Here is a 22,379-nt window from a genome sequence, read left to right as displayed (position 1 = left end):
CGCCCACGCCCACGCCCGCCCCGGCGCCTGCGCCCTCAGGCGAATCCTGATCCACGCTTGATTTCGCCGCCCCGGTTGGTGCAACGGAGCCCATGGGCGATTCCTCACACAATGCCGCAGACCAGCTCCACCGGCGCGGGCTGATGTTCATCCTCTCCTCGCCTTCGGGCGCGGGAAAGACCACGCTGTCACGCATGCTGCTCGCGCGGGACGCGGAGATCAAGCTCTCGGTCAGCGCCACCACCCGCCAGCCGCGCCCGGGCGAGATCGACGGGGTGCATTACCACTTCGTCTCTCCCGAGCGGTTCCAGGCGATGATCGACGAGGACGATTTCTACGAATGGGCCGAGGTCTTCGGCCACCGCTACGGCACGCCCAAGGGCAAGATCCGCGCCGGGCTGAAGGAAGGGCAGGACTTCCTGTTCGACATCGATTGGCAGGGCACCCAGCAGCTTTACCAGAAGGATCAGCAGGACGTGGTGCGGGTGTTCATCCTGCCCCCCTCGCTCGACGAGCTGCACCGCCGCCTCAAGAGCCGCGCCACCGACAGCGCCGCGGTGATCGCCGCCCGCATGGAACGCGCGCGGGCCGAGATCAGCCACTGGGACGGCTACGACTACGTGATCATCAACGACGATGTCGACATCTGCTTCGACAAGGTCCGCGCGATTCTCGAGGCCGAGCGCATGAAGCGCGCCCGCCAGACCGGGCTGATCCCCTTCGTGCGCGGGTTGATGGGGTAGCGTCGGCGGACCCATGTCGCGGAATTTGCGGTTGATTCGCAGCCCGCGCGAAGCCAGAAAGGGCGCGCGGGCGATTCAGGGGTTGCGTCGTCCGGACTGACGCAGGGGCATCATGAAAATCACCGGGTTCGCGGCTGGGGCCGCCGCAATCGCTCTGGCCATCGCGCCGCAGCCGGCCATGGCAGACGACTTCGAGACGTGCGACGGCTTCTCCGCGCCCACCAAGAAGGCCGACGGCATGACCCAAGGCACGTGGATGTTCGGGCTCGCCACCGCCACGGTCGATCTGCGCCCCCAGAGCATCAGGCTGGGCGAACAGGGCATCGCCGCGTGCGACCGGGCGCTCCTCGATGCGCAGCTTCAGCCCGACCAGTGGCTGCGCCGCGCCAACCTGCAACAGGCCAAGGCGCTCCATGCACTCGAGGCGGGGCAGCCCGAACTCGCGCTCGCCGCGACGACGCAAAGCGACGAGACGGCCAAGGGCGATCCCTATTTCGCGGTGAGCATCGGGCTCGGCAACGCGGCGATCCGCGCGCTGGCGCTCGGCAAGCTCGGGCGCAAGGACGAGGCGCTCGCCGCGCTGGAGAAGCTGCGCGCCGTTCGGCCGTGGTCGGCGAGCATCCAGCGGCTGACGACCCTGCTGCAATTCCGGGTCGACGAGGCGACTGCCGAAGCCTCGTTCCGCGCGAACATCGTTCTTGCCCCGGAAAACGCGCAGCTGCTCTTCTGGGATGCGCTGCTGCGCGCGGATCACGGGAAAGCGATCAATTATGCCTCGGCGATCACCTGGGATCTGCCCAAGAAGCGCGGCGGCTGGGTTGTGGAGGGCGAAGCGCGGCGCCAGCTCGAGGCGATCGAGGACCGCGCCGAGCTGAGCGGCGCGCTGGCCTTCGCGCTGACCATGGACGGGCGCGGGCCGGAGGCTGCGCTGGTGTTTCAGGAGGCCGATCAGGATCTTGCCGAGGCGCTGGCGCCTCCGCCGCAACGCGCCAACGGCAAGCCGCCGCGCAAGCAGGACATGAGAGCCTGGGAAGGGCGCCAGCCATTCGCCAAGCGCGGCAAGAGCAAGCTCGATCTATGGCGGCAGGCAGCGGCCTTTGCCGAGGGTGTCCCGGCGCGCGATCCCGACGAGGCCTTTGCCAGCTTCGCCAAGGGCCCGCTTTCCGACCTGCCGATTTTCCTGACCGTGCTTGGGCGGCTCAACCTCACCACGCCCGACCAGCTCGCCGGGCGCGAGGCCGCGGCGACCGAGTTCCTCGCCAAGATCGAGAAGGAGCGGCGCCAGGCGATCGTTCCCACCAACCGCCAGGTCGCCGCCTTGTTGCCGCGCCGCCTGACCGCGAAGATGATGCCGGTGATGAAGCCGGCGGGTGACGGCTATTTCCTCAGCGACACCGGCCTGTCGCGCGCGCAGGAGGACAAGAGCGACATCTGGACCGTGCGCTTCGTCCACAAGACCGCGCCGATCCACATGGTCGAGGAGCTGGCGATGTACGGCGCGGCACTCACTGCGCAGCGCGAAGGCAAGGACGGCATCGTCGTTCTCTCGCGCCGCTCGGCGGAGCTCACGACCAGCGTCGTGGGGATCTACGGGACCGACGGAGGCTCCTACGCTTCGGGCTACGAGGCGCAATTGCGGGTGCGGCTGGTCAATTCCGCCAGCCTTCCCCCCGAGCTCGCCGGCACCGAGTACCGCGTCATTCCGGCGAGCCTCATCATCGATGACATGTCGAAGCGCGTGCGCGCCGGCAGCGGCATCACGATCGCCTGGTAAGCCGCGCCCTCACGAGTCGTCGCCGAACTCGGCAAGGGTTTGCAGGAACGGCAGGTTGCTGACCTTGAGCGCGCGCCCCTCGCGGGCGATCACGCCTTGCGCCTCCCAGTCCGACAGCAACCGGCTGACATTCTCGCGCGCGAGGCCGGCGAAGGCGCCGAGGTCGCTCTGGTTGGGATCGTAGCGCAGCCGCCCGTCGTCGCGCGCCGGATCGACCAGCCGCACCAGCGCACGCGCGAGGCGCGGGGCCATCGAGAAGGTGCGGTCGCTCTCGATCACCAGATTGAGCTGGCGCACCCGCCGCGCGAGCTCGCGCATCACGCCCGCGGCCGAGACCGGGTTGGCGGTCGCGGCAGCGAGGAAGGTGTGCGAGGGCAGCAGCAGCACCGATGAGGGCACTGCCGCGATCACGGTCGCGGTGCGCGGGCCCGAATCGAGCATCGCGATCTCGCCGACCAGCTCGCCGGGGCCGCAATAGTTCAGGATGATCTCGTGCCCGCTGGCGCTGACCATGGTGATCTTGAGCCCGCCGCTCAGCACCACCACCGCGTAATCGCCGTCCTCGTCGCCCTGCGAGATGATCGGCTCGCCGGGGCGCAGGTCGCGGCGGGTGGCCTCGCGCAGCAGCTGTTCGAGCTGGTCGGGCGCGAGCGCACGCAGCAGCGTGTCGGGCGCGAGCCGGGCGATGAGATCGTCGAGCTTGTCCATCTTGGCCCCCTTCGATTGACCGAGGTTAGGAGCGCGCAAGCCCCCCCGCAACGGTCGGCAGGGCGCAGGATAGATCGCGGCGACGCGCGAGGCCGTGATGGCCATCACAGACCGCGCGCGCACAGCCTGCCAATGGGGGGGCAAGGCCGGACGGCGTCCGGGCACACGAAGTGACGGTGCGACCCGGGCGGAGGGGCTGTTCCCTCTGCCTTCCTGGCCCACATCCCTTGTGAGAGGGGATGTGGGCCCCTTTTTTTTCCAGTCTCGCCGGGCGCGGCTCAGTGCCCGCCGCCGCTCGGATCGGCGAAGTGGTTGGGGAGCAGCGCGTTGACCACGCCGCCATCGACCGTCAGCGTCTCGCCCACCACGTAATCGCCCGCGCGGCTACACAGGTAGATCGCGGCCGCCGCCATGTCCTCCGCGGTACCGATGCGCTTGGCGGGGATGCCGGAGGCCGAGGCGTCGGGCGCATCCTTGGCAGCGCGGTTCATTTCCGAGGGGAAGGCGCCCGGCGCGATCGAGGTCACCACGATATTGTCGTGGATCAGCCGCGCGGCCATGCGCCGGGTGAGCTGGATCACCGCGGCCTTGGAGGCCTGATAGGCATAGGTCTCCCACGGGTTGATCCGCTGACCATCAATCGAGGAGACGTGGATGACCTTGGCCGGATGGCCCTGCTTGCCGCCCTCGACGAGCAGGTCGTGGAGCTTTTGCGTCAGGAAGAACGGGGTCTTGACGTTCAGGTCCATCGTCCGGTGCCAGCCAGCCTCGGAGAACTCGAGATAGGGCTGACCCCAGGCCGCGCCCGCGTTGTTGATGAGGATGTCGAGCCGGCTCTCGCGCGCCTTCAATTCGTTCGCGAGGCTCACCATGCCGTCCATCTGGCTGAGGTCGGCGGGGATGCCGATCACGCGGTCCGCGCCGAATTCGTCGATGGTGGCCTGCATCTGCTCGACCTTGCGCGCCGAGATGTAGACCCGTGCGCACCCGGCGGCCAGCAGGCCCTCGACGAACATCTTGCCGATCCCGCGGCTGCCGCCTGTGACGAGTGCGATGCGCCCTTCGAGGCTGAAAAGTGATTGAATGTCCATTACATTACTGCTCCCATATTCGTCATTGCGAGCGGAGCGAAGCAACCCATCGACTGACCTTGCCGCTCGCGGAGAGCGTGATCCATGGATTGCCGCGTCGCCTGCGGCTCCTCGCAATGACGAGGAGCGAAGTTGATCAATACCCGCTCAATTCCGCCACGCGGTTCGCATGGAAATGCGCGTCGCCGAGGAACTCCGCCAGCGCGCGATCGCGCTTCATGTAGAGGCCGATGTCGTATTCGTCGGTCATGCCGATGCCGCCGTGCATCTGCACGCCTTCCTGCACCGCGAGGCGGGCGGTCCTGGCGACCTTCGCCTTGGCGACGCTCGCCATCAGCTCGGCATGCTGCGAGCCGCCGTCGAGCAGCTGCTGCGCCTTGATCGTCGCCGCACGGGCGATCTCGACCTCGGAATAGAGGTGGCTGGCGCGGTGCTGGAGGGCCTGGAACTCGCCGATGAGCTTGCCGAACTGCTTGCGTTGCTTGAGGTAGTCGACCGTCATGTCCATCGCCCCGCGCGCGACCCCGACGCCCTCGGCCGCCGCGCCCACGCGGCCAGCGAGCAGCATCGCATCGAGCACCGCACGCCCGCCGCCCACCTCGCCGATCACGGCATCGCCGTCGAGCTCGACATTGTCGAACCTGGTGTGGGTGGCCATCGAGGAATCGACCAGCCGGACCGAGTCATGGCTCATGCCCGCCGCGTCCTTGGGGACGGCGAAGAGAGTGATGCCATCGGCGTCCTCGTCAGACCCCGAAGTGCGCGCTGCGACCACGATCATGTCGGCGCTCGCGCCGTGGATGACGAAGCTCTTGGCGCCCGACAGCTTGAAGCCATTGCCCGAGCGTTCGGCGCGGGTGGTGATGCGCGATGGGCGGTGCTTGGCGGTTTCGTCGATGGCGACCGCGAACACGCTATCGCCCGCGATCAGACCCGGCAGGTAGCGGCCCTTGAGGTCGGCCGAGGCGTGCCTCAAAGCAGTCGCCGCCAGCACCGATGACGTCAGGAAGGGCGAAGGCGTGAGGTTGCGGCCGATTTCCTCGAGCACGATCCCCGCCTCGACATGGCCCATGCCGAGGCCGCCGTCGGCCTCGTCCACCAGCATGCCGGTGAAGCCCATTTCGGCCATCTGCTTCCACAGGGCGTGGCCGAAACCGTCCTTGCAGTTGCGGTCGCGCCAGTGGCGCAGCTGCTTGGCGATATTGCCTTCCTCGGCCATGAACCCGGCCGCGGTGTCGGCGAGCATCGCCTGATCTTCGTTGTGATACAGGGGCATTGGTTTTCCCTCTCCCGGAAATTCAAATCGTCATCCCGGGCTTGACCCGGGATCGCCATCGGCCTGGCGCGCGTTGCGAGCGGCCCCGGATCAAGTCCGGGGCGACGCTTCGTTCAAGCCCCCGGCAGATCGAGGATGCGCTTGGCGATGACGTTGAGCATGACTTCGCTCGTACCGCCCTCGATCGAGTTCGCCTTGGTGCGCAGCCATGCCTTGGAGGGCTTGCCGTTCTCGGTCGCCTCGCTCTCCCATTCGAGCGCGCGGCTGCCGCCGACCGCCATCATCAGTTCGTGGCGGCGCTTGTTCAGCTCGGTCCCGGCATATTTCATCATGTTCGGCTGCGCGGGGTGCGCCTTGCCGACCTTGATCTCGTCGAGGAACTTCTCGCCCATCGCGGCATAGGCCAGCGCATCGACATCGAACATGGCGAGCTCGGCGCGCAGCACGGGGTCGATGTCATCGCCGGTCTTGGCGGCATGGCGCTTCATCGCCGCGCCGATCGCCGCCGCGCGCTCGCCGCCGTCGGCGCCCGAGATCATCTCGCGCTCGTGGCCGAGCAGATACTTGGCCACGTCCCAGCCGCGGTTGATCGTGCCCACATAGGCGGGCACGTCATCGCCGTAGGACTTGGGCACCTGCACATTGTCGAAGAAGGTCTCGCAGAAAGGTGAAGAGCCAGAGATCAGCTTGATCGGCTTGGTGGTGACGCCTTCGGAGGCCATGTCGAACAGCATGAAGGTGATGCCGCCGTACTTGTTCTCCTTGTCGGTGCGGACGAGGCAGAAGATCCAGTCGGCCTGGTCGGCATAGGAGGTCCAGATCTTCTGGCCGTTGACGACCCAGTGATCGCCCTTGTCTTCCCCGAAGGTCTGCAATGAGACGAGGTCGCTGCCCGAGCCCGGCTCCGAATAGCCCTGGCACCAGCGGATCTCGCCGCGCGCGATCTCGTTGAGGAAGCGCTGCTTCTGGCCTTCGGTGCCGAAGTGCAGCAGCGCCGGGCCGAGCATCCAGATGCCGAAGGAGCTGAGCGGCGGGCGCGCGCCCATGCGGCCCATTTCCTCGCGCAGCACCTTGGCTTCCGGCGCGCTGAGCCCCGCACCGCCATATTCCCTGGGCCACATCGGCACGGTGTAGCCCTTGGCGATGCACGCCTCGAGCCACGCCTTCTGCGCATCGTTCTTGAAGGTCGCGCGGCGACCGCCCCAATAGATGTCGTCCTCACCGCGCACCGGCTCGCGCATTTCGGGCGGGCAGTTGGCTTCGAGCCATGCGCGGGTTTCGGTGCGGAATTGCTCAAGATCGGCCATGACCGACTCTCCTCTCTCGTCTCTCACTTGACGCTTACGTTAGGAGCAATTCGCACGCCCCTGCAAGCGTCCTTCGCTTGAGCGCGCGTGCCGTAGCGTCAGCGCGAGCGCGATTGACGCGGGGGCCAATCGGTCTAGTCTTGCAACCGAAAAAGGGAGAGAGATGGTGAGCGGATTCCTCGCGGACGGGGACGCGCCCGCATGAGCGCGGGCGCAGGAGTCACCGGCGCAAAGCTGCCGATGCGGGTGAAGCTGATCGCCGGCTTCGGCTCGGTCGCCTTCGGGGTGAAGGACAACGGCTTCTCGTTCTTCCTCCTGATCTTCTACAATCAGGTGCTGGGGATGGACGCCGCGCTGGTCAGCCTCGCGCTGCTGATCGCGCTGCTGGTCGATGCGCTGGTCGATCCGCTGCTCGGCAACCTGTCCGACCGTACCTACACCCGCTGGGGGCGGCGCCTGCCGTGGCTCTATGCCGCGCCCGTGCCGCTTGCGGTGCTGTGGGTGCTGCTGTGGAGCCCGCCGGGCGGCGCGGCGCCGAGCTTTGCCGGCCTTGTCGCCATCGCCGTCGCGGTGCGCATCCTGCTGTCGGCCTGCGAGGTGCCCTCGATCGCGCTCGTCCCCGAACTCACCGCCGATTACGACGAGCGCACCACGCTGTTCCGCTACCGCTTCCTGTCGGGCTGGATCGGGGGCCTGGGCATGATGGTGCTGGCCTACACCGTGTTCATGCCGGGCGCCGAAGGCATGCTGGCGATCGAGGGCTATCAGGCTTTCGGCATCTTCGGCGCGGTGCTGATGGCGGTGTCGGTGATCGGCTCGGCCGCCGGGCTGCACCCGCTGGTCGCGCGTCTGCCCGAGACCAAGCCGCCGCCCTTCACCTTCCGCCACGCCTTTGCCGAGATCGCCGAGGCCTTTTCCGAGCGCGCCTTCCTGATCTTCGCTGCGGGGGGCCTTGCCGCCTATGTGGCGCAGGGGATGACCTTCTCGATCTCCAACTACCTCAACCTGTTCGTCTGGCAGCTGACCCGCGCGCAACTCGTCGCCTATCCGCTGATGCTGTTCGCAAGCGTGGTGCTGATGTTCGTGATCGTCGGCCCGATGCACCGGCGCCTCGGCAAGGCCGCGAGCGCGGCGCTGAGCGCGGTCGGCGCGGCGGTGATCGGGATCGTGCCCTATGGCCTGCTGCTGGCAGGTCTGTGGCCGCAGCCGGGCACCCTTGCCTCGACCGCGGGGTTCTATGCCTTCCTGGTGTTCGCCAATGCGCTGGGAGTGGTCTCGCTGGTCTCGGCGACCTCGATGATGGCCGAGATCGTCGAGGCCTTCGAGGAACGCACCGGCCGGCGCGCGGAGGGCTCGTTCTTCTCGGGCGGGTGGCTGGTGCAGAAATGCGCGACCGGGGCGGGGATCTTCGTCACCGGGCAGATCATCGCCTTTGCCGGGCTCGCGCCCAATGCCGCGCCCGGCAGCGTGCCGCCCGAGGTGCTGACGCGGTTGATCGTGTGCTTCGGCGTGGCGGGCGTGGGGCTGGCGCTGGTGTCGGCGTTCTTCCTATCCCGCTTCCCGATCAGCCGCGCCGAGCACGAGGCGCGGCTCGAACGGCTCGCCCACCGCCGCCGCACCGACCCGCTCGCCGAAGCCGCCCGCGCCGACCCGGAGGGCCATTCGATCGGCGCCTGAGACACCACAAAAGAGAGCTTGGCGGGTGCGCGATGCTCTGCCACGGTCACCCGAAGATTCGATTGCAATTGAGGACGAGAGGAACCCCCCATGGATTTCGAACCCACCCAGCGGCAGGCCTATTGGCGTGACCGCGTGCGCGATTTCATCGAGCAGCACGTGCGCCCCAACATGGACACCTACAAGGCGCAGGACGCCGAGGGCGGGCGCTGGAAGGTGATCCAGATCATCGAGGACAAGAAGAAGCTCGCCAAGGAAGCGGGGATCTGGAACCTGTTCATGCCGCCGCGCAATGACAGCCACCACCATGTCGACGAGACCTTCGAATTCGACGGGCCGGGCCTCACCAACCTCGAATACGCGCTGTGCGCCGAGGAAATGGGCCGGATCGGCTGGGCCTCGGAAGTGTTCAACTGCTCGGCGCCCGACACCGGCAACATGGAAGTGTTCCACCGCTACGGCACGCGCGAGCAGAAGGAAGAGTGGCTGCGCCCGCTTATGAACGGCGAGATCCGTTCGGCCTTCCTCATGACCGAGCCCTACACCGCCTCCTCGGACGCGACCAATATCGAGACCCGCATCGAGCGGGACGGCGATCACTATGTGATCAACGGGCGCAAGTGGTGGTCCTCGGGCCTCGGCGATCCGCGCTGCAAGGTCGCGATCGTGATGGGCAAGACCGATTTCTCGGCCCAGCGCCACGCGCAGCAATCGATGGTGCTGATGCCGATCGACAGCCCCGGCGTGAACATCATCCGTCACCTGCCCGTCTTCGGCTATGACGATGCCCCGCACGGTCACATGGAAGTCGAGATGAAGGACGTGCGCGTCCCTGTCTCGAACATGCTGCTGGGCGAGGGCCGCGGTTTCGAGATCGCGCAGGGCCGCCTCGGGCCGGGCCGCATCCACCACTGCATGCGCACCATCGGGGTCGCCGAAGAGGCGCTCGCCAAGATGTGCCGCCGCCTGCAGGAGCGCGAGGCTTTCGGCAAGCCGGTCTACAAGCACTCGGTCTGGGAAGAGCGCGTGGCGCGCGCCCGCATCGACATCGACATGACCCGTCTTCTCTGCCTCAAGGCGGCCGACATGATGGACAAGGTCGGCAACAAGGCGGCCAAGCAGGAAATCGCGATGATCAAGGTGCAGGCGCCCAACATGGCGCTCAAGATCATCGACGACGCCATTCAGGCCCACGGCGGCGGCGGGGTGTCGGAGGATTACGGCCTCGCCTCGGCCTATGCCCACCAGCGCACCCTGCGCCTCGCCGACGGTCCGGACGAGGTCCACGCCCGCTCGATCGCGCACATGGAATTCGCCAAGCACGCGCCGGTCCCCGGCCCGACGGCGAACGCCCTGCGCGGCAACCACGGGCGCGCTGCCAATGACGGCCAGAGCTTCAGCTCGGGCGACATGGGCGTGGCGCGGTAAGCACCAATCTCCCCCTCCTCTTCAGAGGAGGGGGTCGGGGGGTGGTGGCGAGCGTAGCGAGCTCCTTCGACGCCGCTGCACCACCCCGCTGCGACTAGGCGGCAAGCCGCCAAGTCTCGCGCCCTCCTCTGAAGAGGAGGGTGGAAATTCGGGAGAACATCATTGGCAAAAGCCGCCATCCTTGAACAACCCGGCCAGGGTCTTCGCATCGCCGAAGTCACCTATGCCGAACCCGGCCCGCACGAGGTCCTGATCGACACCAAGGCCTGCGGGCTGTGCCATTCGGACCTGCACTTCATCGACGGGCATTACCCCCACGCGCTCCCCTGCATTCCGGGGCACGAGGCGGCGGGGATCGTCCGCGCGGTCGGCTCGGAAGTGCGCACCGTGAAGCCCGGCGATCACGTCGTCTCCTGCCTGTCCGCCTTCTGCGGCCATTGCGAGTTCTGCGTGACGGGCCGGATGGCGCTGTGCCTCGGCGGGGACACGCGCCGCCAGAAGGGCGAGGCGCCGCGCATCGCCTTCACCGATGGCACGCCGGTCAACCAGATGCTCAACCTCTCGGCCCTCTCCGAGCAGATGCTGATCCACGAGCACGCCTGCGTCGCGATCGACAAGGCCATGCCCTTCGACCGCGCCGCGCTGCTGGGCTGCGCGGTGACGACCGGGGCGGGCACGATCTTCAACGCCTGCAAGGTGACGCCGGGCGAAACCGTGCTGGTGGTCGGCTGCGGGGGCGTGGGGCTGGCGGTGGTCAACGCCGCCAAGATCGCGGGCGCTGGCAAGATCATCGCCGCCGATCCCCTCCCCGAAAAGCGCGCGCTCGCCGAGGTGCTGGGCGCGACCCACACCGTCGATGCCCTCGCGGAGGATGCTGCCAGGCAGATCATCGCGCTGTCCGCCGGCGGAGTCGATTGGGGGATCGAGGCGGTCGGGCGTCAGGCCTCGGCCGATCTCGCGGTCGCATCGCTGAAGCGCGGTGGCACCGCGGTGATCCTCGGCATGATGCCGCTCGACTGCAAGGTCGGGCTGGGTGCCTTCGACCTCCTCAGCGGCAAGAAGCTGATGGGCGCGATCATGGGGATGAACCACTTCCCCGTCGATCTGCCGCGCCTCGTCGATTTCTACCTGCGCGGGCTGCTCGATCTCGACACGATCATCGCCGAGCGCATCCCGCTCGAGGCGGTGAACGAGGGCTTCGACACCATGCGCAAGGGCACTTCCGCGCGCACTGTGGTGGTGTTCGACTGATGGACATCGATTTCGACAAGGAAATGGTCGGCACGGTCGCAGTGACCGAGAAGGACGCGCTCGACCTTGCCAGCCTCACCGCGTGGTTCGAAGCCAATGTCGAGGGCTTCCACGGCCCGATCAGCTACACCAAGTTCAAGGGCGGCCAATCGAACCCGACCTACCGGATCGACACGCCGGGCGCGTCCTATGTCCTCAGACGCCAGCCCTTCGGCAAGCTGCTCCCCAGCGCCCACGCGGTCGATCGCGAATATGCGGCGATGACGGGGCTCCACCCCACCGGCTTCCCCGTCCCGCGCACCTATGGGCTCTGCGAAGACCCGGAGGTGATCGGCTCCAAGTTCTTCGTGATGAGCATGGCCGATGGGCGGAGCCTGTGGAACGGCGCGCTCCCCGGCCTCTCGCCCGAAGAACGCCGCGCGCATTACCACGCGCTGATCGACACCATGGCCGACCTGCACCTCAACGATCCGCAGGCGATCGGCATGGGCGACTACGGCAAGCCAGGCGATTACTGCGCGCGGCAGATCGCCCGCTGGACCAAGCAGTACAAGCTCTCCGAAACCGAGCACATGCCGGAAATGGAAGCGCTGATCGCCTGGCTGCCGCAGACCATCCCGCCGCAGCACGGCTCGAGCGTGGTGCACGGCGACTACCGGCTCGACAACGTGATCTTCCATAAGACCGAACCCCGGATCATCGCGGTGCTTGATTGGGAGCTGTCGACATTGGGCGATCCGATCGCCGACTTCAGCTACCTGATGCTCAACTGGTTCCAGCCCGCCGATGGCCGCGCGGGGCTGCTCGGCCTTGATCTGGAGGCGCTCGGCATTCCCACGGTCGAGCAAGCGGTGGAGCGCTATGTCGCGCGCACCGGCTACCCCGTCCCGCCGATGGACTGGTACTTCGCCTACAACCTGTTCCGCCTCGCAGGGATCATGCAGGGCATCAAGAAGCGCGTGATCGACGGCACCGCCTCCAGCGCCCACGCCCAGGCGATGAGCGAGCGGGTGCGCCCGCTGGTGGAGCGGGCGTATCAGTTCGCGCTGGCGGCGGGGATGAAAGAGTAACGCGCAGGTGCCGGGGGCAGCTTACGTATGCTGCCCCGCCCCTTGAAGCCTCCGCTTGCCGAGCATCGCGCTCGCGGCTAGGCGCGCGAATGTAATCTCACGCCCGGAGCACACCCATGCATGACGACCTGATCACCGCTATCGAAACCGCATGGGAAGACCGCGCTGCCGTCACCCCCGGTCACGCCGTCGGCGGGGCGGTGACTGAAGCTCTCGCCCTGCTCGACAGCGGCGAGGCGCGCGTCGCCCAGCCGGACGGCAACGGCGGCTGGCAGGTCAACCAGTGGCTCAAGAAGGCGGTGCTGCTCTCCTTCCGCCTCAATGACAACCGCGTGATGGATGGCGGCGCAGCCGGCGCGCCCGCCTATGACAAGGTGCCGCTGAAGTTCGCCGGATGGGGCGAGAACCGTTTTCGCGATGCAGGCTTCCGCGTCGTTCCCGGCGCGGTCGTGCGGCGCGGCGCGCACATCTCAAGGGGCGCGGTGCTGATGCCGAGCTTCGTCAACATCGGCGCCTATGTCGGCGAGAACACCATGATCGACACCTGGGCTACGGTCGGCTCCTGCGCGCAGATCGGCGCCAATGTGCACATCTCGGGCGGCGCCGGGATCGGCGGCGTGCTCGAACCGCTTCAGGCCGAACCCGTCATCATCGGCGACAACGCCTTCATCGGTGCGCGCGCGGAAGTCGCCGAGGGCGTGCGCGTGGGCGAAGGCGCGGTGCTGTCGATGGGGGTCTATCTCGGCGCATCGACCAAGATCGTCGACCGTGCGACGGGCGAAGTCCACATGGGCGCCGTTCCGCCCTATGCGGTGGTCGTTCCCGGCTCGATGCCCGGTAAGCCCCTGCCCGACGGCAGCATGGGTCCGAGCCTCTACTGCGCGGTGATCGTCAAGACCGTCGACGCCCAGACCCGCTCGAAGACCGGCATCAACGAGCTGCTGCGCGACTGAACGGAGCTGCGGGGCGCCCTGCCCCGTTTCCGCTCCACCCCATCACAGCACAGCGAACCATACGCGCCGCCGCGGCATAGTCCCCTGCCCTTCACGCAGGAGACGCCCATGCCCGATCCCGAACGCCGCACCCGCATCGACGAAACCGACGCCAAGGGCGGGAGCAAGGAAGGCGTGGTGCGCTGGGTGCTGCTGTTCAGCCTCGGGGGCGCGATCATCGCCCTGACGCTGATCTGGGTCACCGGCGCGCTGACGCAGGGGCCGGTCGAAAGCCAGTGGAATGTCCAGCGCAAGAACGAGGCCCTGCGCGGTCAGAATGACGTCGGCGCGGAAAGCTCGATCGACGGTGTGCTCGCCGATGACCCGGAGAACGGCGTGGACGAGGCAACAACCGATCGCGAAGGCGCCCGCTGACTTCAACGACATTGCCCGAACCATCGCGCTGCGGGAACCATTTGTCGCCGCCCGGATTGGTTGACGTTACGGAAGAACATTCCCTAACGTAAATCAAACACAAGGGGAGAGCGACAATGGCCGACGAGAACGATGGCCTCCGCATCAATGACGAAGCCGCGCGCGGCGCGGTCAGCAACACGGGGCTGCGCTATGTGCTGGCCTTCAGCCTCGGCTTTGCGGTGATCGCGATGAGCCTTGTCTGGATCGTCCCGGCGCTCTCCAACGCCCATTGAAGCACCTGCGTCACTCCGCTCCGGCGGGCGGAGTGATCAGCGTCTCGATCGGCGGCTGATCCGCGACGCTTGCCGCATAGGCCTCGGCTGCGCGCATCACCCGCAGGATGTTGCGGCTCGCGATCAGTTCGAGCTCGACCTGGGAATAGCCGCGCCGCGCCAGTTCGGCGAACAGCAGCGGGTAGCCGCGCACGTCCTCGAAGCCGACCGGGCCGGACGGCATCCCGTCGAAATCGCCGCCGATTCCGATATGCTCGACGCCCGCCACCTTGCGGATGTGATCGATGTGGTCGGCCATCTCCTTGATCCCGGTCGGCGGCTCGGGATTGGCCGCATCCCACGCGGCCATCGCCTCGGTCACCTTCGCAGGCTGGCCTTGCCACAGCGCCTTCAGCCGCGCCTCCTCGCCCGAGCGGACGGCGAACCACTGGCGGCGCTTCTCGTTGAGGAAGCCGGGGAGCGCGACCACCATCACGATCCCGCCATTCTCGGGCAGGCGGGCGAGCACAGAGTCGGGCACGTTCCTGGGATGCCCGCTCACGCCCCGCGCGCCCGAGTGGCTGAAGATCACCGGAGCGCGGGCGACGTCGAGTGCGTCCATCATCGTTGCCTCGCTGACATGGGAGAGGTCGACCAGCATCCCCAGCCGGTTCATCTCGCGCACCACGTCCATGCCGAAAGCGGTGAGCCCGTCATGCTTGGGCATGTCGACCGCCGCATCGGCCCAGGGGGTGTTGGAATTGTGGGTGAGCGTCATGTAGCGCGCGCCCAGCGCGTGGAGTTGGCGCAGCACGGCAAGGCTCGATCCGATCGAATGGCCGCCCTCCATCCCCAGCAAGGAGGCGATCCTGCCGTCCGCCATCGCGCGTTCGACCTGGTCGGCGGTGGTGGCGAAGCGCAGCGCATCGGGGTTTCTCGCGATCAGCCGCTTGGTGACGTCGATCTGCTCGATCACCTGCTGCACCGCCTCGGGCTCGTCGGGATTCGAGGGGACATAGACCGACCAGAACTGCGCGCCGACCTTGCCTTGCCGCAGGCGCGCGAGGTCGGTCTGCATCGCCGCGCCCGAGGGCGCGGGCGCGATCATGCTGGTGTCCTCGAAATCGAGCGCGTTGATCTGGTTGGCGAGCCGCGCGCGCAGCTGGTTGGGGACGTCATTGTGCCCGTCGAACACCGGCGCGGCCTCAAGCGCGGCGTTGGCGGTGGCGGTTGCAGTGGCATCGTCGATCGCGGGGGGCTTGGCCGATTGCGCGGCGAGCGGGCTGGCGAGCAGCAGCGCGGCGGCAAGGGCCAGGCGGGACGGCACGGAGAGTTGCATGGGGGAGGCTCCCGAAGCTAGAGCGCCTGCATCAACAGGCAGGGGGTATGCGGCATGGATAGCGCGCGCGATCTGATTGAACAATTGGGCCTTGCAGCGCATCCCGAGGGCGGGTGGTATCGCGAGACGTGGCGTGGCGCGCCCGGGCCGGATGGCCGCGCGCAAGGCACCGCGATCATCTTCCTGCTGCGCGCCGGCGAGGCCTCGCACTGGCACACGGTCGACGCGGCCGAGCTGTGGCTGTGGCAGGCGGGCGATCCGGTCGAACTGCGGCTTTCCGCCACGGACGCAGGCCCCGCGCGCGCGGTGATCCTGGGGAACGACATTACGGCGGGCCAGCAATTGCAGGGCCTCGTCGCGCCGGGAGAATGGCAGGCGGCGCGGCCTTTCGGAGAGGCGGTGCATGGCTACAGCCTCGTATCCTGCGTCGTCGTACCGGGATTCGATTTTGCCGGGTTCAGGCTCGCCCCTGCGGGCTGGGAACCGGGCGCGTGACGAAGGCCGTGCTGCGCTGGGTGATGGCGGTGTTCTATCTCGCCGCCGGGGTGATCCACATCCTCAAGCCCGCGCCCTTCCTCACCATCATGCCCGCATGGGTGCCCGCGCCCGAGGCGGTGGTGCTGTGGACCGGCGTTGCGGAGATCCTTGGCGCCATCGGCCTCGTGCAGCCCTTCTCGAAGCCGCTGCGGCAGGCTGCAGGGTGGGGACTTGCGGCCTATGCCCTGTGCGTGTGGCCCGCCAACATCAACCACTTCGCGCTCGACATGGCACGGCCCGACGGCGGGCTCGGCCTTGGCTACCACGTGCCGCGCATGTTCGCGCAGCCCGCCATCATCTGGCTCGCGCTGTGGGTGGGCGAGTGCCTGCCGCTGCGCCGCAAGGCAGCATGACGCCCGAAGCGGCGATCCTAGCGCTGCTGAGCCGGCGGGCCGAGGGCGCGACCATCTGTCCGAGCGAGGCCGCGCGGCTGCTCGCCGGGCCGCAGGGCGACTGGCGCGCCGAAATGGAGGCGGTTCACGCAGCCACCGGTGCGCTGCTCAAACAGGGTAGCATCGCCCTGTCGTGGAAGGGCGTCCCCATGCAAAAGCGGCGCGGACCCTACCGGATCGCGCGCCGCTGATGCGGGGCCGAAGCCCCTATGCCCGTAAGGCTCAGCTCAGGTGCTTCGAGACCGCAGCGGTCATCTTGAACATCGAGATCTGGTCCTTGCCGATCACCGCGCCGAGCTTGGCGTCGGGATTGATCTGACGCTTGTCCTTGGTGTCCTGCAGGCCGTTGGCCTTGATGTATTCCCACACCTTCGAGGTCACTTCGGCGCGGGTCATCGGGCCCTTGCCGATCACGGCCTCGAGATCGCCCGAAAGCGTCACGGGCTTCTGCAGTGCGTTGGTCGTTCCAGCCATCATCTACTCCCTTATGTAAGTGGCAGGTTGATCAGAAATCATCGTCTTCCCAGCCCGCATCCTCGTCCTCCCCGCCGCCGGTGAAAGTGGCGTGGAGCACCGCACAGGCCGTGACCGACCCTTGCAGCGATGCGAGCAGTTCCGCCCGCCCCGCGCCGGGCATCAGCACCAGCGGCAGTTCGGTCGCGAAAAGTTGAAACAGGTAGTGGCGCGTCTCGCCTTCGGGCGGGGACGGCAGCAGCCATTCGGAATTGCCCGCGGCGTTCTTGCCGGTGCGCGGCGGCACCTCGCCCTCGAGCAGCTTGCCGCGCTGGGCGGCGAGGCCCCAGACGAGCCAGTGGCAGGCAGGTTCGGCCGCCCCGTTCGAGCCATCCTCGACCACCAGCACCAGCTCGGCCGAGCCCGGCGGCGGGGCGCTCCATTCGAGCGGCGGGGCGACCGCGTCCTCTTCCTCGGCGGTGAAGCTCGGATCGAGCGCCTCACCGCTGCGGAACGCCGGACTGGTCAGGGCAAAGCCCCCGCGCGCAAGCGTCTGGGCACTGCCGAGCTGCGCGATCGCGAGACCGGGATGACGCGCGGACGCGGGCACATGGGGTGCAAGCCAGGCGGGGAAATCCGTCATGATTCTGTCTTTTCTCGCCCTCGTGCTAGTCCCTTCGGATGCGGCTTGCGAGATGGGGCAAGGGCCTTTTCGGCGGTTTTTGCGGAAAACCCTGCAAATGCAGGCAAAAAGGTCACGCTTTTTTGCTCCGGAACGGCACGTAAGCCATCGGGCGCGCTTGCTCTTGTGCGTTTGGCGAGGCATTTCTGTCGCCGCGCGCCCACCCCTGAGGGTCGCGCGAACGCCCCGGAGAGTTTCCTGCCATGCGTGTTGGTCGCACTGCCCTCAGTCTCGTTCTGGCCTTCCAGCTTGCCGCGTGCGGCGGCGGCGGGTCTTCGTCCTCCGCGCCGCCCACCGGCAGCGGCGGCACCCCGGCGCCGACCCCGACTCCGGCCCCGACCTCGGCCGCATGCTCGCTGCGCGCCCAGCAGGACTTTGCCGACAGCGTGCTCAACGAATGGTACCTGTTCCCCGATCTGCTCGCCGCCGCCAACCCGGCGAGCTTCAATTCGGTGCAGAGCTTCCTCGACGCGCGCGTCGCCCCCGCGCGCGCGCAGGGCCGCGACCAGGGCTTCACCTTCGCCACCTCGATCGCGCAGGAGAACGCGCTGATCAGTTCCGGCTCCAGCGCCGGGTTCGGTATCCGCCTCAGCTTCGACAGCGCCGCGCGCCGGGTCTTCGTGGTCGAGGCCTATGAAGGCGCCAACGGTCTTGCCGCCGGGCTCGACCGGGGGAGCGAGATCACCGCGATCGGCACCAGCAGCGCCAACCTGCAAAGCGTCTCGGGACTGATGGCGAGCGGCGGGCCACAGGCCGTGATCGATGCGCTCGGCCCGCCGACCAACGGCCTCGCGCGGGTGCTGCGCTTCGTCCAGCCCGGCGGCGCGACGGTGGAAGCCAGCATCACCAAGACCGAGTTCGCGCTCGATCCGATTTCCGATCGCTACGGCGTGACCATCCTGAACGATGGCGGGCGGCGGGTCGGCTACCTCAACCTGCGCACCTTCATCGTCTCCGATGCCGCCCAGCAGCTGCGCGCCGCCTACGGGCAGTTCGCGGCGCAAGGCGTGACCGAGCTGATCATCGACCTGCGCTACAACGGCGGCGGGCTGGTCAGCGTGGCCGAGACGATGGGCGACCTGATGGGCCGGGGCCGCACCGGACAGGTGTTCAGCCGCACCGTGCTGCGCCCCTCCAAGGCCTCGGAGAACACCACCCGCCTGTTCCGCAGCGAGCCCAACGCGATCGCACCGACCCGCATCGCCTTCATCACCACCGAAGCCAGCGCCTCGGCGAGCGAGCTGATCATCAATGCGATGCTGCCCTATCTCGGCAACAATGTCGCGCTGATCGGTGCCGATACCTCGGGCAAGCCGGTCGGCCAGTTCGGCTTCGATCTGGCGGCCTGCGACCTGCGCGTGCGGGCGGTGACCTTCCAGACGGTGAACGCGAACAACCAGGGCGACTACTTCTTCGGGCTCGGCCCCTTCGTGCCCAACACCTGCCGCGCGGGCGACGATGTCTCACGGCCTTTCGGCGATCCGCAGGAAGCCTCGACCGCAGTGGCGCTCGATTTCCTCGCCGGGCGGGCCTGCACGCCCTTCGGCGCGACAGCATCGGCGAGCAGCGGGAACGGTGCCGGCCAGAACACCCGCGCCGGGCTGAACCTGCCGAGCCGCGAGCTGCTCCAGCCCGCCTCGCCGGCACCCGCCCAGCGCGAGCTGCCCGGGCTGTTCTAGAGCCGCGCTAGAGGCCTTGGGGCACCGTCTCGAAGGCGGGCGTGTCGCCGAGGTCGACCCAGTCCTGCTTGCTCTTGGCGTAGCAGTGGAAGGCGGGCTTGAGAATGCTGGTGTCGTCAAGCGTCCCGGCCTTGATGAACATCATCCCCGGCGGGCTGTCGACCCGGGTGAAGACCGGCGATCCGCATTCCGGGCAGAACTGCCGCCGTACCGTCGCGCCGCTGTCGCCGGTGTCGTTGTAGGTCTTGAGCGTGCCCTCGAACGCCACGGCGTTCTCGGGAACCCCGATGATGACCGAGAGCGCGCTCCCGGCCTGCTTTTGGCAGTTCTTGCAATGGCAGGTGACGCACAGAAGTGGTTCGGCCGTGCAGGTGTAGCGCACGCTGCCGCACAGGCAGCCTCCGGTGATGGTCATGGCTTGCTCTCCCCCTCGTCGCGTGCGCCCCGCCCGCGCCTTACGGCGCTTCGGGGCCGGTGAATGGCTGGCTGTCGGTATAGCCGCAGCCGCGCAATGTCTCACCGCCCAAAGCGATAGTGGCCACATAAGGGAAGCTGCGCTCGCTCATCCCGTCGCTGCATTGGCCGGGGGTGAGCGTGGCGGTGAGCGGCTTGCCATCGACCGCGCCGGAGAAGCCGAGGCCGCCATTGCCCGCGAAGCGCTTGACCGCAAAGCGCGTGCCGGGCTGGTTGTCGGGCGTGGTCCACAGCCCCTCCTCGCCCGTGACCGCGAGGTTCCAGAACGGCTCGGTGCCGAGCATGGTGACGGCCTCTTGCGGAGCGACCTTGTCGAAGGGCTTGCCCTCGGGGTCGATGCCGTCGGTCTGGGCGGGGGTGCAGGCAGCGGCGGCAAGCGCGAGCGCGGCGAGCAGCAGAAGGCGGGGTTGCATCGGGTCTCTCCTCGGCCAGGAGGATAGGCCGGAACCTCGGCTCCGCCAAGGCATTGCCCGCCCATGGACTTCGCCCCGACCCGCGCCGCCGCACGCGCCCGCCTCGCCGCCTTTCTCCCCGCCGCCGGTCGCCGCTATGCCGAAACCCGCAACGCCGATGACGGCCCGCGCGCAGGGGGACGGAGCAATGTCTCGCAGCTGTCGCCTTGGCTCCATGCAGGGCTGATCGGCGAGACCGAGGTGCTTGAGGCGGTGCTGAGTGCGCACTCCCCCCGCGCGGCCGAAAAATTCATCGCCGAGGTGTTCTGGCGAATCTACTTCAAGGGCTACCTCGAACAGCGCCCGGCGATCTGGGCGGATTACTGCACGGGCCGCGACGACGCGCTCGCGGCGCTCGCGGCCAATGCGGGGCTGCGCAAGGCCTATGGCGAGGCGGTCGAGGGCCGCACCGGCATCCAAGCCTTCGACGTCTGGGCCAAGGAGCTGGTGGAGACCGGCTACCTCCACAACCACGCGCGGATGTGGTTCGCGAGCATCTGGATCTTCACCCTGCGGCTCGACTGGCGGCTGGGAGCGGACTTCTTCCTTCGCCACCTGATGGACGCCGACGCGGCCTCGAACACCTTGTCGTGGCGCTGGGTCGCGGGGCTGCACACCAGAGGCAAGCACTACCTCGCGCGCGCAGACAATATCGCGCGCTACACCACCGGCCGCCCCGAGGGGGCACTCGCCGCGCCGGGGCTCGCAGGCGACGAGGCCGAGCCGCTCACCGAGCCGCAGGACTATGGTCGGCAGAAACTCGACCTGCCCCCGCCGGTCAGCGCCGCCGACTTCGCCCAGCCCTTCGCGCTGCTGCTGCACGACGAGGCCGCGCACCACGCCCCCCTCGCCCTCCCCGCCGCGCCCGCGCTCGTGATCGGCGCCGCCCGGCCCGAAGCACGCTCGCCCGGCGCGCTAGGGAGCCATGCGCAGACCTTCACCGAAGGCGCCCTCGCCAACGGCATGGCCGAGGCCGTCGCTGCCTTCGCCTGCCCAGCGGCGCATTGGCGCGCGGGCGAGCCGCTCGCGCCCTTGCTCGCAGGCGCCGGGGTGGAGCGGATCGCGGTGGCACATGTCCCCGCCGGATGGACCCGCGACGCGCTCGGCCCCGACCTCGCCCCGTTTGCCGAGCAAGGCCGCCTCGTCACCCTGCTCGGCGAGCTCGACCGCGCCACCTGGCCGCTCGCCAGGGCCGGGTTCTTCGGGGTGGCCAAGGCGATCGACAGCCTTCTCGCAGAATGCGGGATCGCCGGTCGTCCCCTGCTCGTTTCAACCGGGAATTAACCCTGACAGGCTAGCACCTTGCGGCTGTAATCCACACCCGGGCCGCCATCGCCATGCTCTATCCCAACCGTCTCCAGTCCGTCTTGATGTACGATACCCGTGTCGATCGTCTCGAGGCGGTGATGCGCGATTTCCTGCGGATCGAGGGGATGCGCTCCGGGCTGCATTTCCACCTCTCCGAGCAGAACCCGGGCCGCTTCTACCGGCTTTATGGCGGGACCGAGGAGCTGATGGTCACGCTCGAGTACATGAACGGGCCGTGCGATCAGCGGCATTTCGAGGGGCCGCTCGCCTCGCCCTATACCGGCATGGTCACGCCCGACATCCGCAGCCGCATCGCCCGGACCTACGGCCATGTCATCCTCGAGGTCTCGCACGGGGTGATGGCCGGGGTCGAGGACAAGCCGGAGATCGCCGCGATGTTCGAGGCGATCGGCCGCCCGCGTTCGGGCGCGACCCGCGAGCAATTCGAGCGGCGCCTTGCGGTGCTCACCCTGCTCACCCGGATCGCGATCGACCACGCCATGCCGTGTGCGCTGCACTGGACGCAATCGGGGCTGCTGCTGGGGGGCGAGGTGTTCGAGCACATTGCCGCAGGGGACAGCGTGCCGGGCCCGCTCCACATCCACCCCCAGCTGTTCGGGCCGCGCGCGGCGCCCGGCGACACGCCGCTGGCCGGCATCCGCACCTTCGGCGCGCGCCACTGGCTCGGCCGCGAGATCATCGTCGAGCCAAGCGTCCTGCCCTGGACTGCCAATTTCGAGACGATCCTCGCCTTCCTGAACGTCGCGATGGCACCCGGCGGCTATGTCATCCCCGATGGCGACACCTTCGGGCCCGAGGACCGCAGCCTGTCCTACCGCGTGCTCCACCACGACGAAGGCGCGATGATCGGCGAGATCGACCCCTCGCCCGCCGACATGCCGCTCTACGAGCTCGTGCCGCTCAAGCACCTTGCCCACGGCTTCGTCTCCCTCGAGCACGTGCCCGACGACCGCGTCATCGAGCCCGGCGCCTTCCCGCTCGACATCATGCCCGCGGGCCAGGACGAGAAGATGGCGCTCGCCAACGAGTGGTTCCAGAAGCGCAAGCTCGCCGAGGGGATCGGCGGGCGCTTCGAGGTGCGCCACCCCGACGCCCC

General features: G+C 68.2%; 24 protein-coding genes. 15 read left to right on the top strand and 9 right to left on the bottom strand.

What is annotated here, in order from left to right; translation table 11 throughout:
• Positions 1–92: 92 nt before the first annotated feature.
• Together gmk and AX692_RS11720 are read left to right on the top strand one after the other, a co-directional pair.
• Entirely contained in the window at positions 93–743 is a 651-nt protein-coding gene (gmk, locus tag AX692_RS11725; RefSeq protein WP_073975434.1) for a guanylate kinase, read from the top strand.
• A 112-nt stretch (positions 744–855) separates the two neighbouring features.
• The gene (locus tag AX692_RS11720) at positions 856–2,517 is read left to right on the top strand and encodes a hypothetical protein (RefSeq protein WP_073975435.1); all 1,662 of its coding nucleotides are present in this window, start codon (positions 856–858) and stop codon (positions 2,515–2,517) included.
• Between the two features lie 9 nt (positions 2,518–2,526).
• Here AX692_RS11720 and AX692_RS11715 read toward each other — a convergent pair whose 3' ends face one another.
• The 4 genes from AX692_RS11715 to AX692_RS11700 form a co-directional block, all read right to left on the bottom strand.
• On the bottom strand, positions 2,527–3,225 hold the full coding sequence (locus tag AX692_RS11715; protein WP_073975436.1) for a Crp/Fnr family transcriptional regulator: 699 nt from the start codon (positions 3,223–3,225) through the stop codon (positions 2,527–2,529).
• 278 nt (positions 3,226–3,503) lie between these two features.
• Positions 3,504–4,316, bottom strand: a complete 813-nt coding sequence (locus AX692_RS11710) for an SDR family oxidoreductase (protein WP_073975437.1) — start codon at positions 4,314–4,316, stop codon at positions 3,504–3,506.
• Between the two features lie 136 nt (positions 4,317–4,452).
• Positions 4,453–5,592 (bottom strand): acyl-CoA dehydrogenase family protein, encoded by a 1,140-nt coding sequence (locus tag AX692_RS11705; RefSeq protein WP_073975438.1) that lies wholly within the window; start codon positions 5,590–5,592, stop codon positions 4,453–4,455.
• A 113-nt stretch (positions 5,593–5,705) separates the two neighbouring features.
• A complete protein-coding gene (locus AX692_RS11700; protein ID WP_073975439.1) occupies positions 5,706–6,899 on the bottom strand; it encodes an acyl-CoA dehydrogenase family protein in 1,194 nt (397 codons plus the stop codon).
• Between the two features lie 201 nt (positions 6,900–7,100).
• Here AX692_RS11700 and AX692_RS11695 point away from each other — a divergent pair, with 201 nt between their 5' ends.
• From AX692_RS11695 to AX692_RS19685, 7 genes are all read left to right on the top strand, one after another.
• Entirely contained in the window at positions 7,101–8,576 is a 1,476-nt protein-coding gene (locus AX692_RS11695; RefSeq protein WP_073975440.1) for an MFS transporter, read from the top strand.
• Positions 8,577–8,666: 90 nt separating this feature from the next.
• Positions 8,667–10,004 carry an acyl-CoA dehydrogenase family protein gene (locus AX692_RS11690; RefSeq protein ID WP_073975441.1) on the top strand — a complete coding sequence of 446 codons (1,338 nt, stop codon included), beginning with the start codon at positions 8,667–8,669 and terminating at the stop codon, positions 10,002–10,004.
• A 162-nt stretch (positions 10,005–10,166) separates the two neighbouring features.
• Positions 10,167–11,255 (top strand): Zn-dependent alcohol dehydrogenase, encoded by a 1,089-nt coding sequence (locus AX692_RS11685; protein WP_073975442.1) that lies wholly within the window; start codon positions 10,167–10,169, stop codon positions 11,253–11,255.
• Complete coding sequence (locus tag AX692_RS11680) at positions 11,255–12,325, top strand: phosphotransferase family protein (protein ID WP_073975443.1); 1,071 nt, start codon at positions 11,255–11,257, stop codon at positions 12,323–12,325. Before AX692_RS11685 ends, AX692_RS11680 begins: the two co-directional genes overlap by 1 nt.
• Positions 12,326–12,441: 116 nt before the next feature.
• Positions 12,442–13,278, top strand: a complete 837-nt coding sequence (gene dapD / locus AX692_RS11675) for a 2,3,4,5-tetrahydropyridine-2,6-dicarboxylate N-succinyltransferase (protein WP_073975444.1) — start codon at positions 12,442–12,444, stop codon at positions 13,276–13,278.
• 108 nt (positions 13,279–13,386) lie between these two features.
• Positions 13,387–13,692, top strand: coding sequence for a hypothetical protein (locus AX692_RS11670; RefSeq protein ID WP_073975445.1), 306 nt, complete (start codon positions 13,387–13,389; stop codon positions 13,690–13,692).
• A gap of 116 nt (positions 13,693–13,808) precedes the next feature.
• The gene (locus AX692_RS19685; RefSeq protein ID WP_155644975.1) at positions 13,809–13,967 is read left to right on the top strand and encodes a hypothetical protein; all 159 of its coding nucleotides are present in this window, start codon (positions 13,809–13,811) and stop codon (positions 13,965–13,967) included.
• A gap of 10 nt (positions 13,968–13,977) precedes the next feature.
• On the opposite strand, the gene AX692_RS11665 is transcribed toward AX692_RS19685, so the two are convergent.
• Positions 13,978–15,285 carry a dipeptidase gene (locus AX692_RS11665; RefSeq protein ID WP_073975446.1) on the bottom strand — a complete coding sequence of 436 codons (1,308 nt, stop codon included), beginning with the start codon at positions 15,283–15,285 and terminating at the stop codon, positions 13,978–13,980.
• Positions 15,286–15,339: 54 nt separating this feature from the next.
• Here AX692_RS11665 and AX692_RS11660 point away from each other — a divergent pair, with 54 nt between their 5' ends.
• The 3 genes from AX692_RS11660 to AX692_RS11650 are packed head-to-tail and all read left to right on the top strand — an operon-like array spanning position 15,340 to position 16,405.
• Positions 15,340–15,780 carry a cupin domain-containing protein gene (locus tag AX692_RS11660; protein WP_073975447.1) on the top strand — a complete coding sequence of 147 codons (441 nt, stop codon included), beginning with the start codon at positions 15,340–15,342 and terminating at the stop codon, positions 15,778–15,780.
• A complete protein-coding gene (locus AX692_RS11655; protein WP_073977146.1) occupies positions 15,777–16,175 on the top strand; it encodes a DoxX family protein in 399 nt (132 codons plus the stop codon). Before AX692_RS11660 ends, AX692_RS11655 begins: the two co-directional genes overlap by 4 nt.
• On the top strand, positions 16,172–16,405 hold the full coding sequence (locus tag AX692_RS11650) for a DUF3253 domain-containing protein (RefSeq protein ID WP_073975752.1): 234 nt from the start codon (positions 16,172–16,174) through the stop codon (positions 16,403–16,405). Before AX692_RS11655 ends, AX692_RS11650 begins: the two co-directional genes overlap by 4 nt.
• A 31-nt stretch (positions 16,406–16,436) precedes the next feature.
• Here the strand turns inward: AX692_RS11650 and AX692_RS11645 are convergent, their stop codons facing one another.
• Positions 16,437–16,691, bottom strand: a complete 255-nt coding sequence (locus AX692_RS11645) for an SWIB/MDM2 domain-containing protein (RefSeq protein ID WP_066531297.1) — start codon at positions 16,689–16,691, stop codon at positions 16,437–16,439.
• A 28-nt stretch (positions 16,692–16,719) separates the two neighbouring features.
• Complete coding sequence (locus AX692_RS11640; RefSeq protein WP_073975751.1) at positions 16,720–17,310, bottom strand: YbhB/YbcL family Raf kinase inhibitor-like protein; 591 nt, start codon at positions 17,308–17,310, stop codon at positions 16,720–16,722.
• A gap of 242 nt (positions 17,311–17,552) precedes the next feature.
• Here AX692_RS11640 and AX692_RS11635 point away from each other — a divergent pair, with 242 nt between their 5' ends.
• Complete coding sequence (locus tag AX692_RS11635) at positions 17,553–19,028, top strand: S41 family peptidase (RefSeq protein WP_073975750.1); 1,476 nt, start codon at positions 17,553–17,555, stop codon at positions 19,026–19,028.
• A gap of 7 nt (positions 19,029–19,035) precedes the next feature.
• Here AX692_RS11635 and AX692_RS11630 read toward each other — a convergent pair whose 3' ends face one another.
• Together AX692_RS11630 and AX692_RS11625 are read right to left on the bottom strand one after the other, a co-directional pair.
• Entirely contained in the window at positions 19,036–19,443 is a 408-nt protein-coding gene (locus AX692_RS11630) for a GFA family protein (protein WP_073975749.1), read from the bottom strand.
• 40 nt (positions 19,444–19,483) lie between these two features.
• Positions 19,484–19,915, bottom strand: a complete 432-nt coding sequence (locus AX692_RS11625; RefSeq protein ID WP_073975748.1) for a COG3650 family protein — start codon at positions 19,913–19,915, stop codon at positions 19,484–19,486.
• A 63-nt stretch (positions 19,916–19,978) separates the two neighbouring features.
• On the opposite strand from AX692_RS11625, the gene AX692_RS11620 reads away from it, so the two are divergent.
• Positions 19,979–21,238, top strand: a complete 1,260-nt coding sequence (locus tag AX692_RS11620) for an FAD-binding domain-containing protein (RefSeq protein WP_073977699.1) — start codon at positions 19,979–19,981, stop codon at positions 21,236–21,238.
• A 53-nt stretch (positions 21,239–21,291) separates the two neighbouring features.
• A partial coding sequence (locus tag AX692_RS11615; protein ID WP_155646313.1) for a hypothetical protein occupies positions 21,292–22,379 on the top strand: 1,088 nt, incomplete at its 3' end.

The organism is Erythrobacter donghaensis (assembly GCF_001557325.1).
Classification (GTDB): Bacteria; Pseudomonadota; Alphaproteobacteria; order Sphingomonadales; family Sphingomonadaceae; genus Erythrobacter; species Erythrobacter donghaensis_B.
Note: the sequence above shows the minus strand (reverse complement) of the source record. Positions and strands in the feature narration are given on the sequence as shown.

Bases quoted from the DNA above. Each gene is read 5' to 3' on its own strand.
- AX692_RS11660 (WP_073975447.1), top strand. From the start codon at position 15,340: ATGGATAGCGCGCGCGATCTGATTGAACAATTGGGCCTTGCAGCGCAT.
- AX692_RS11620 (WP_073977699.1), top strand. From the start codon at position 19,979: ATGGACTTCGCCCCGACCCGCGCCGCCGCACGCGCCCGCCTCGCCGCC.
- AX692_RS11630 (WP_073975749.1), bottom strand. From the start codon at position 19,443: ATGACCATCACCGGAGGCTGCCTGTGCGGCAGCGTGCGCTACACCTGC.
- AX692_RS11720 (WP_073975435.1), top strand. From the start codon at position 856: ATGAAAATCACCGGGTTCGCGGCTGGGGCCGCCGCAATCGCTCTGGCC.
- AX692_RS19685 (WP_155644975.1), top strand. From the start codon at position 13,809: ATGGCCGACGAGAACGATGGCCTCCGCATCAATGACGAAGCCGCGCGC.
- AX692_RS11690 (WP_073975441.1), top strand. From the start codon at position 8,667: ATGGATTTCGAACCCACCCAGCGGCAGGCCTATTGGCGTGACCGCGTG.
- AX692_RS11665 (WP_073975446.1), bottom strand. From the start codon at position 15,285: ATGCAACTCTCCGTGCCGTCCCGCCTGGCCCTTGCCGCCGCGCTGCTG.
- AX692_RS11700 (WP_073975439.1), bottom strand. From the start codon at position 6,899: ATGGCCGATCTTGAGCAATTCCGCACCGAAACCCGCGCATGGCTCGAA.
- AX692_RS11640 (WP_073975751.1), bottom strand. From the start codon at position 17,310: ATGACGGATTTCCCCGCCTGGCTTGCACCCCATGTGCCCGCGTCCGCG.
- AX692_RS11710 (WP_073975437.1), bottom strand. From the start codon at position 4,316: ATGGACATTCAATCACTTTTCAGCCTCGAAGGGCGCATCGCACTCGTC.
- AX692_RS11645 (WP_066531297.1), bottom strand. From the start codon at position 16,691: ATGATGGCTGGAACGACCAACGCACTGCAGAAGCCCGTGACGCTTTCG.
- AX692_RS11625 (WP_073975748.1), bottom strand. From the start codon at position 19,915: ATGCAACCCCGCCTTCTGCTGCTCGCCGCGCTCGCGCTTGCCGCCGCT.
- AX692_RS11635 (WP_073975750.1), top strand. From the start codon at position 17,553: ATGCGTGTTGGTCGCACTGCCCTCAGTCTCGTTCTGGCCTTCCAGCTT.
- AX692_RS11705 (WP_073975438.1), bottom strand. From the start codon at position 5,592: ATGCCCCTGTATCACAACGAAGATCAGGCGATGCTCGCCGACACCGCG.
- gmk (WP_073975434.1), top strand. From the start codon at position 93: ATGGGCGATTCCTCACACAATGCCGCAGACCAGCTCCACCGGCGCGGG.
- AX692_RS11715 (WP_073975436.1), bottom strand. From the start codon at position 3,225: ATGGACAAGCTCGACGATCTCATCGCCCGGCTCGCGCCCGACACGCTG.
- AX692_RS11650 (WP_073975752.1), top strand. From the start codon at position 16,172: ATGACGCCCGAAGCGGCGATCCTAGCGCTGCTGAGCCGGCGGGCCGAG.
- AX692_RS11695 (WP_073975440.1), top strand. From the start codon at position 7,101: ATGAGCGCGGGCGCAGGAGTCACCGGCGCAAAGCTGCCGATGCGGGTG.
- AX692_RS11670 (WP_073975445.1), top strand. From the start codon at position 13,387: ATGCCCGATCCCGAACGCCGCACCCGCATCGACGAAACCGACGCCAAG.
- dapD (WP_073975444.1), top strand. From the start codon at position 12,442: ATGCATGACGACCTGATCACCGCTATCGAAACCGCATGGGAAGACCGC.
- AX692_RS11680 (WP_073975443.1), top strand. From the start codon at position 11,255: ATGGACATCGATTTCGACAAGGAAATGGTCGGCACGGTCGCAGTGACC.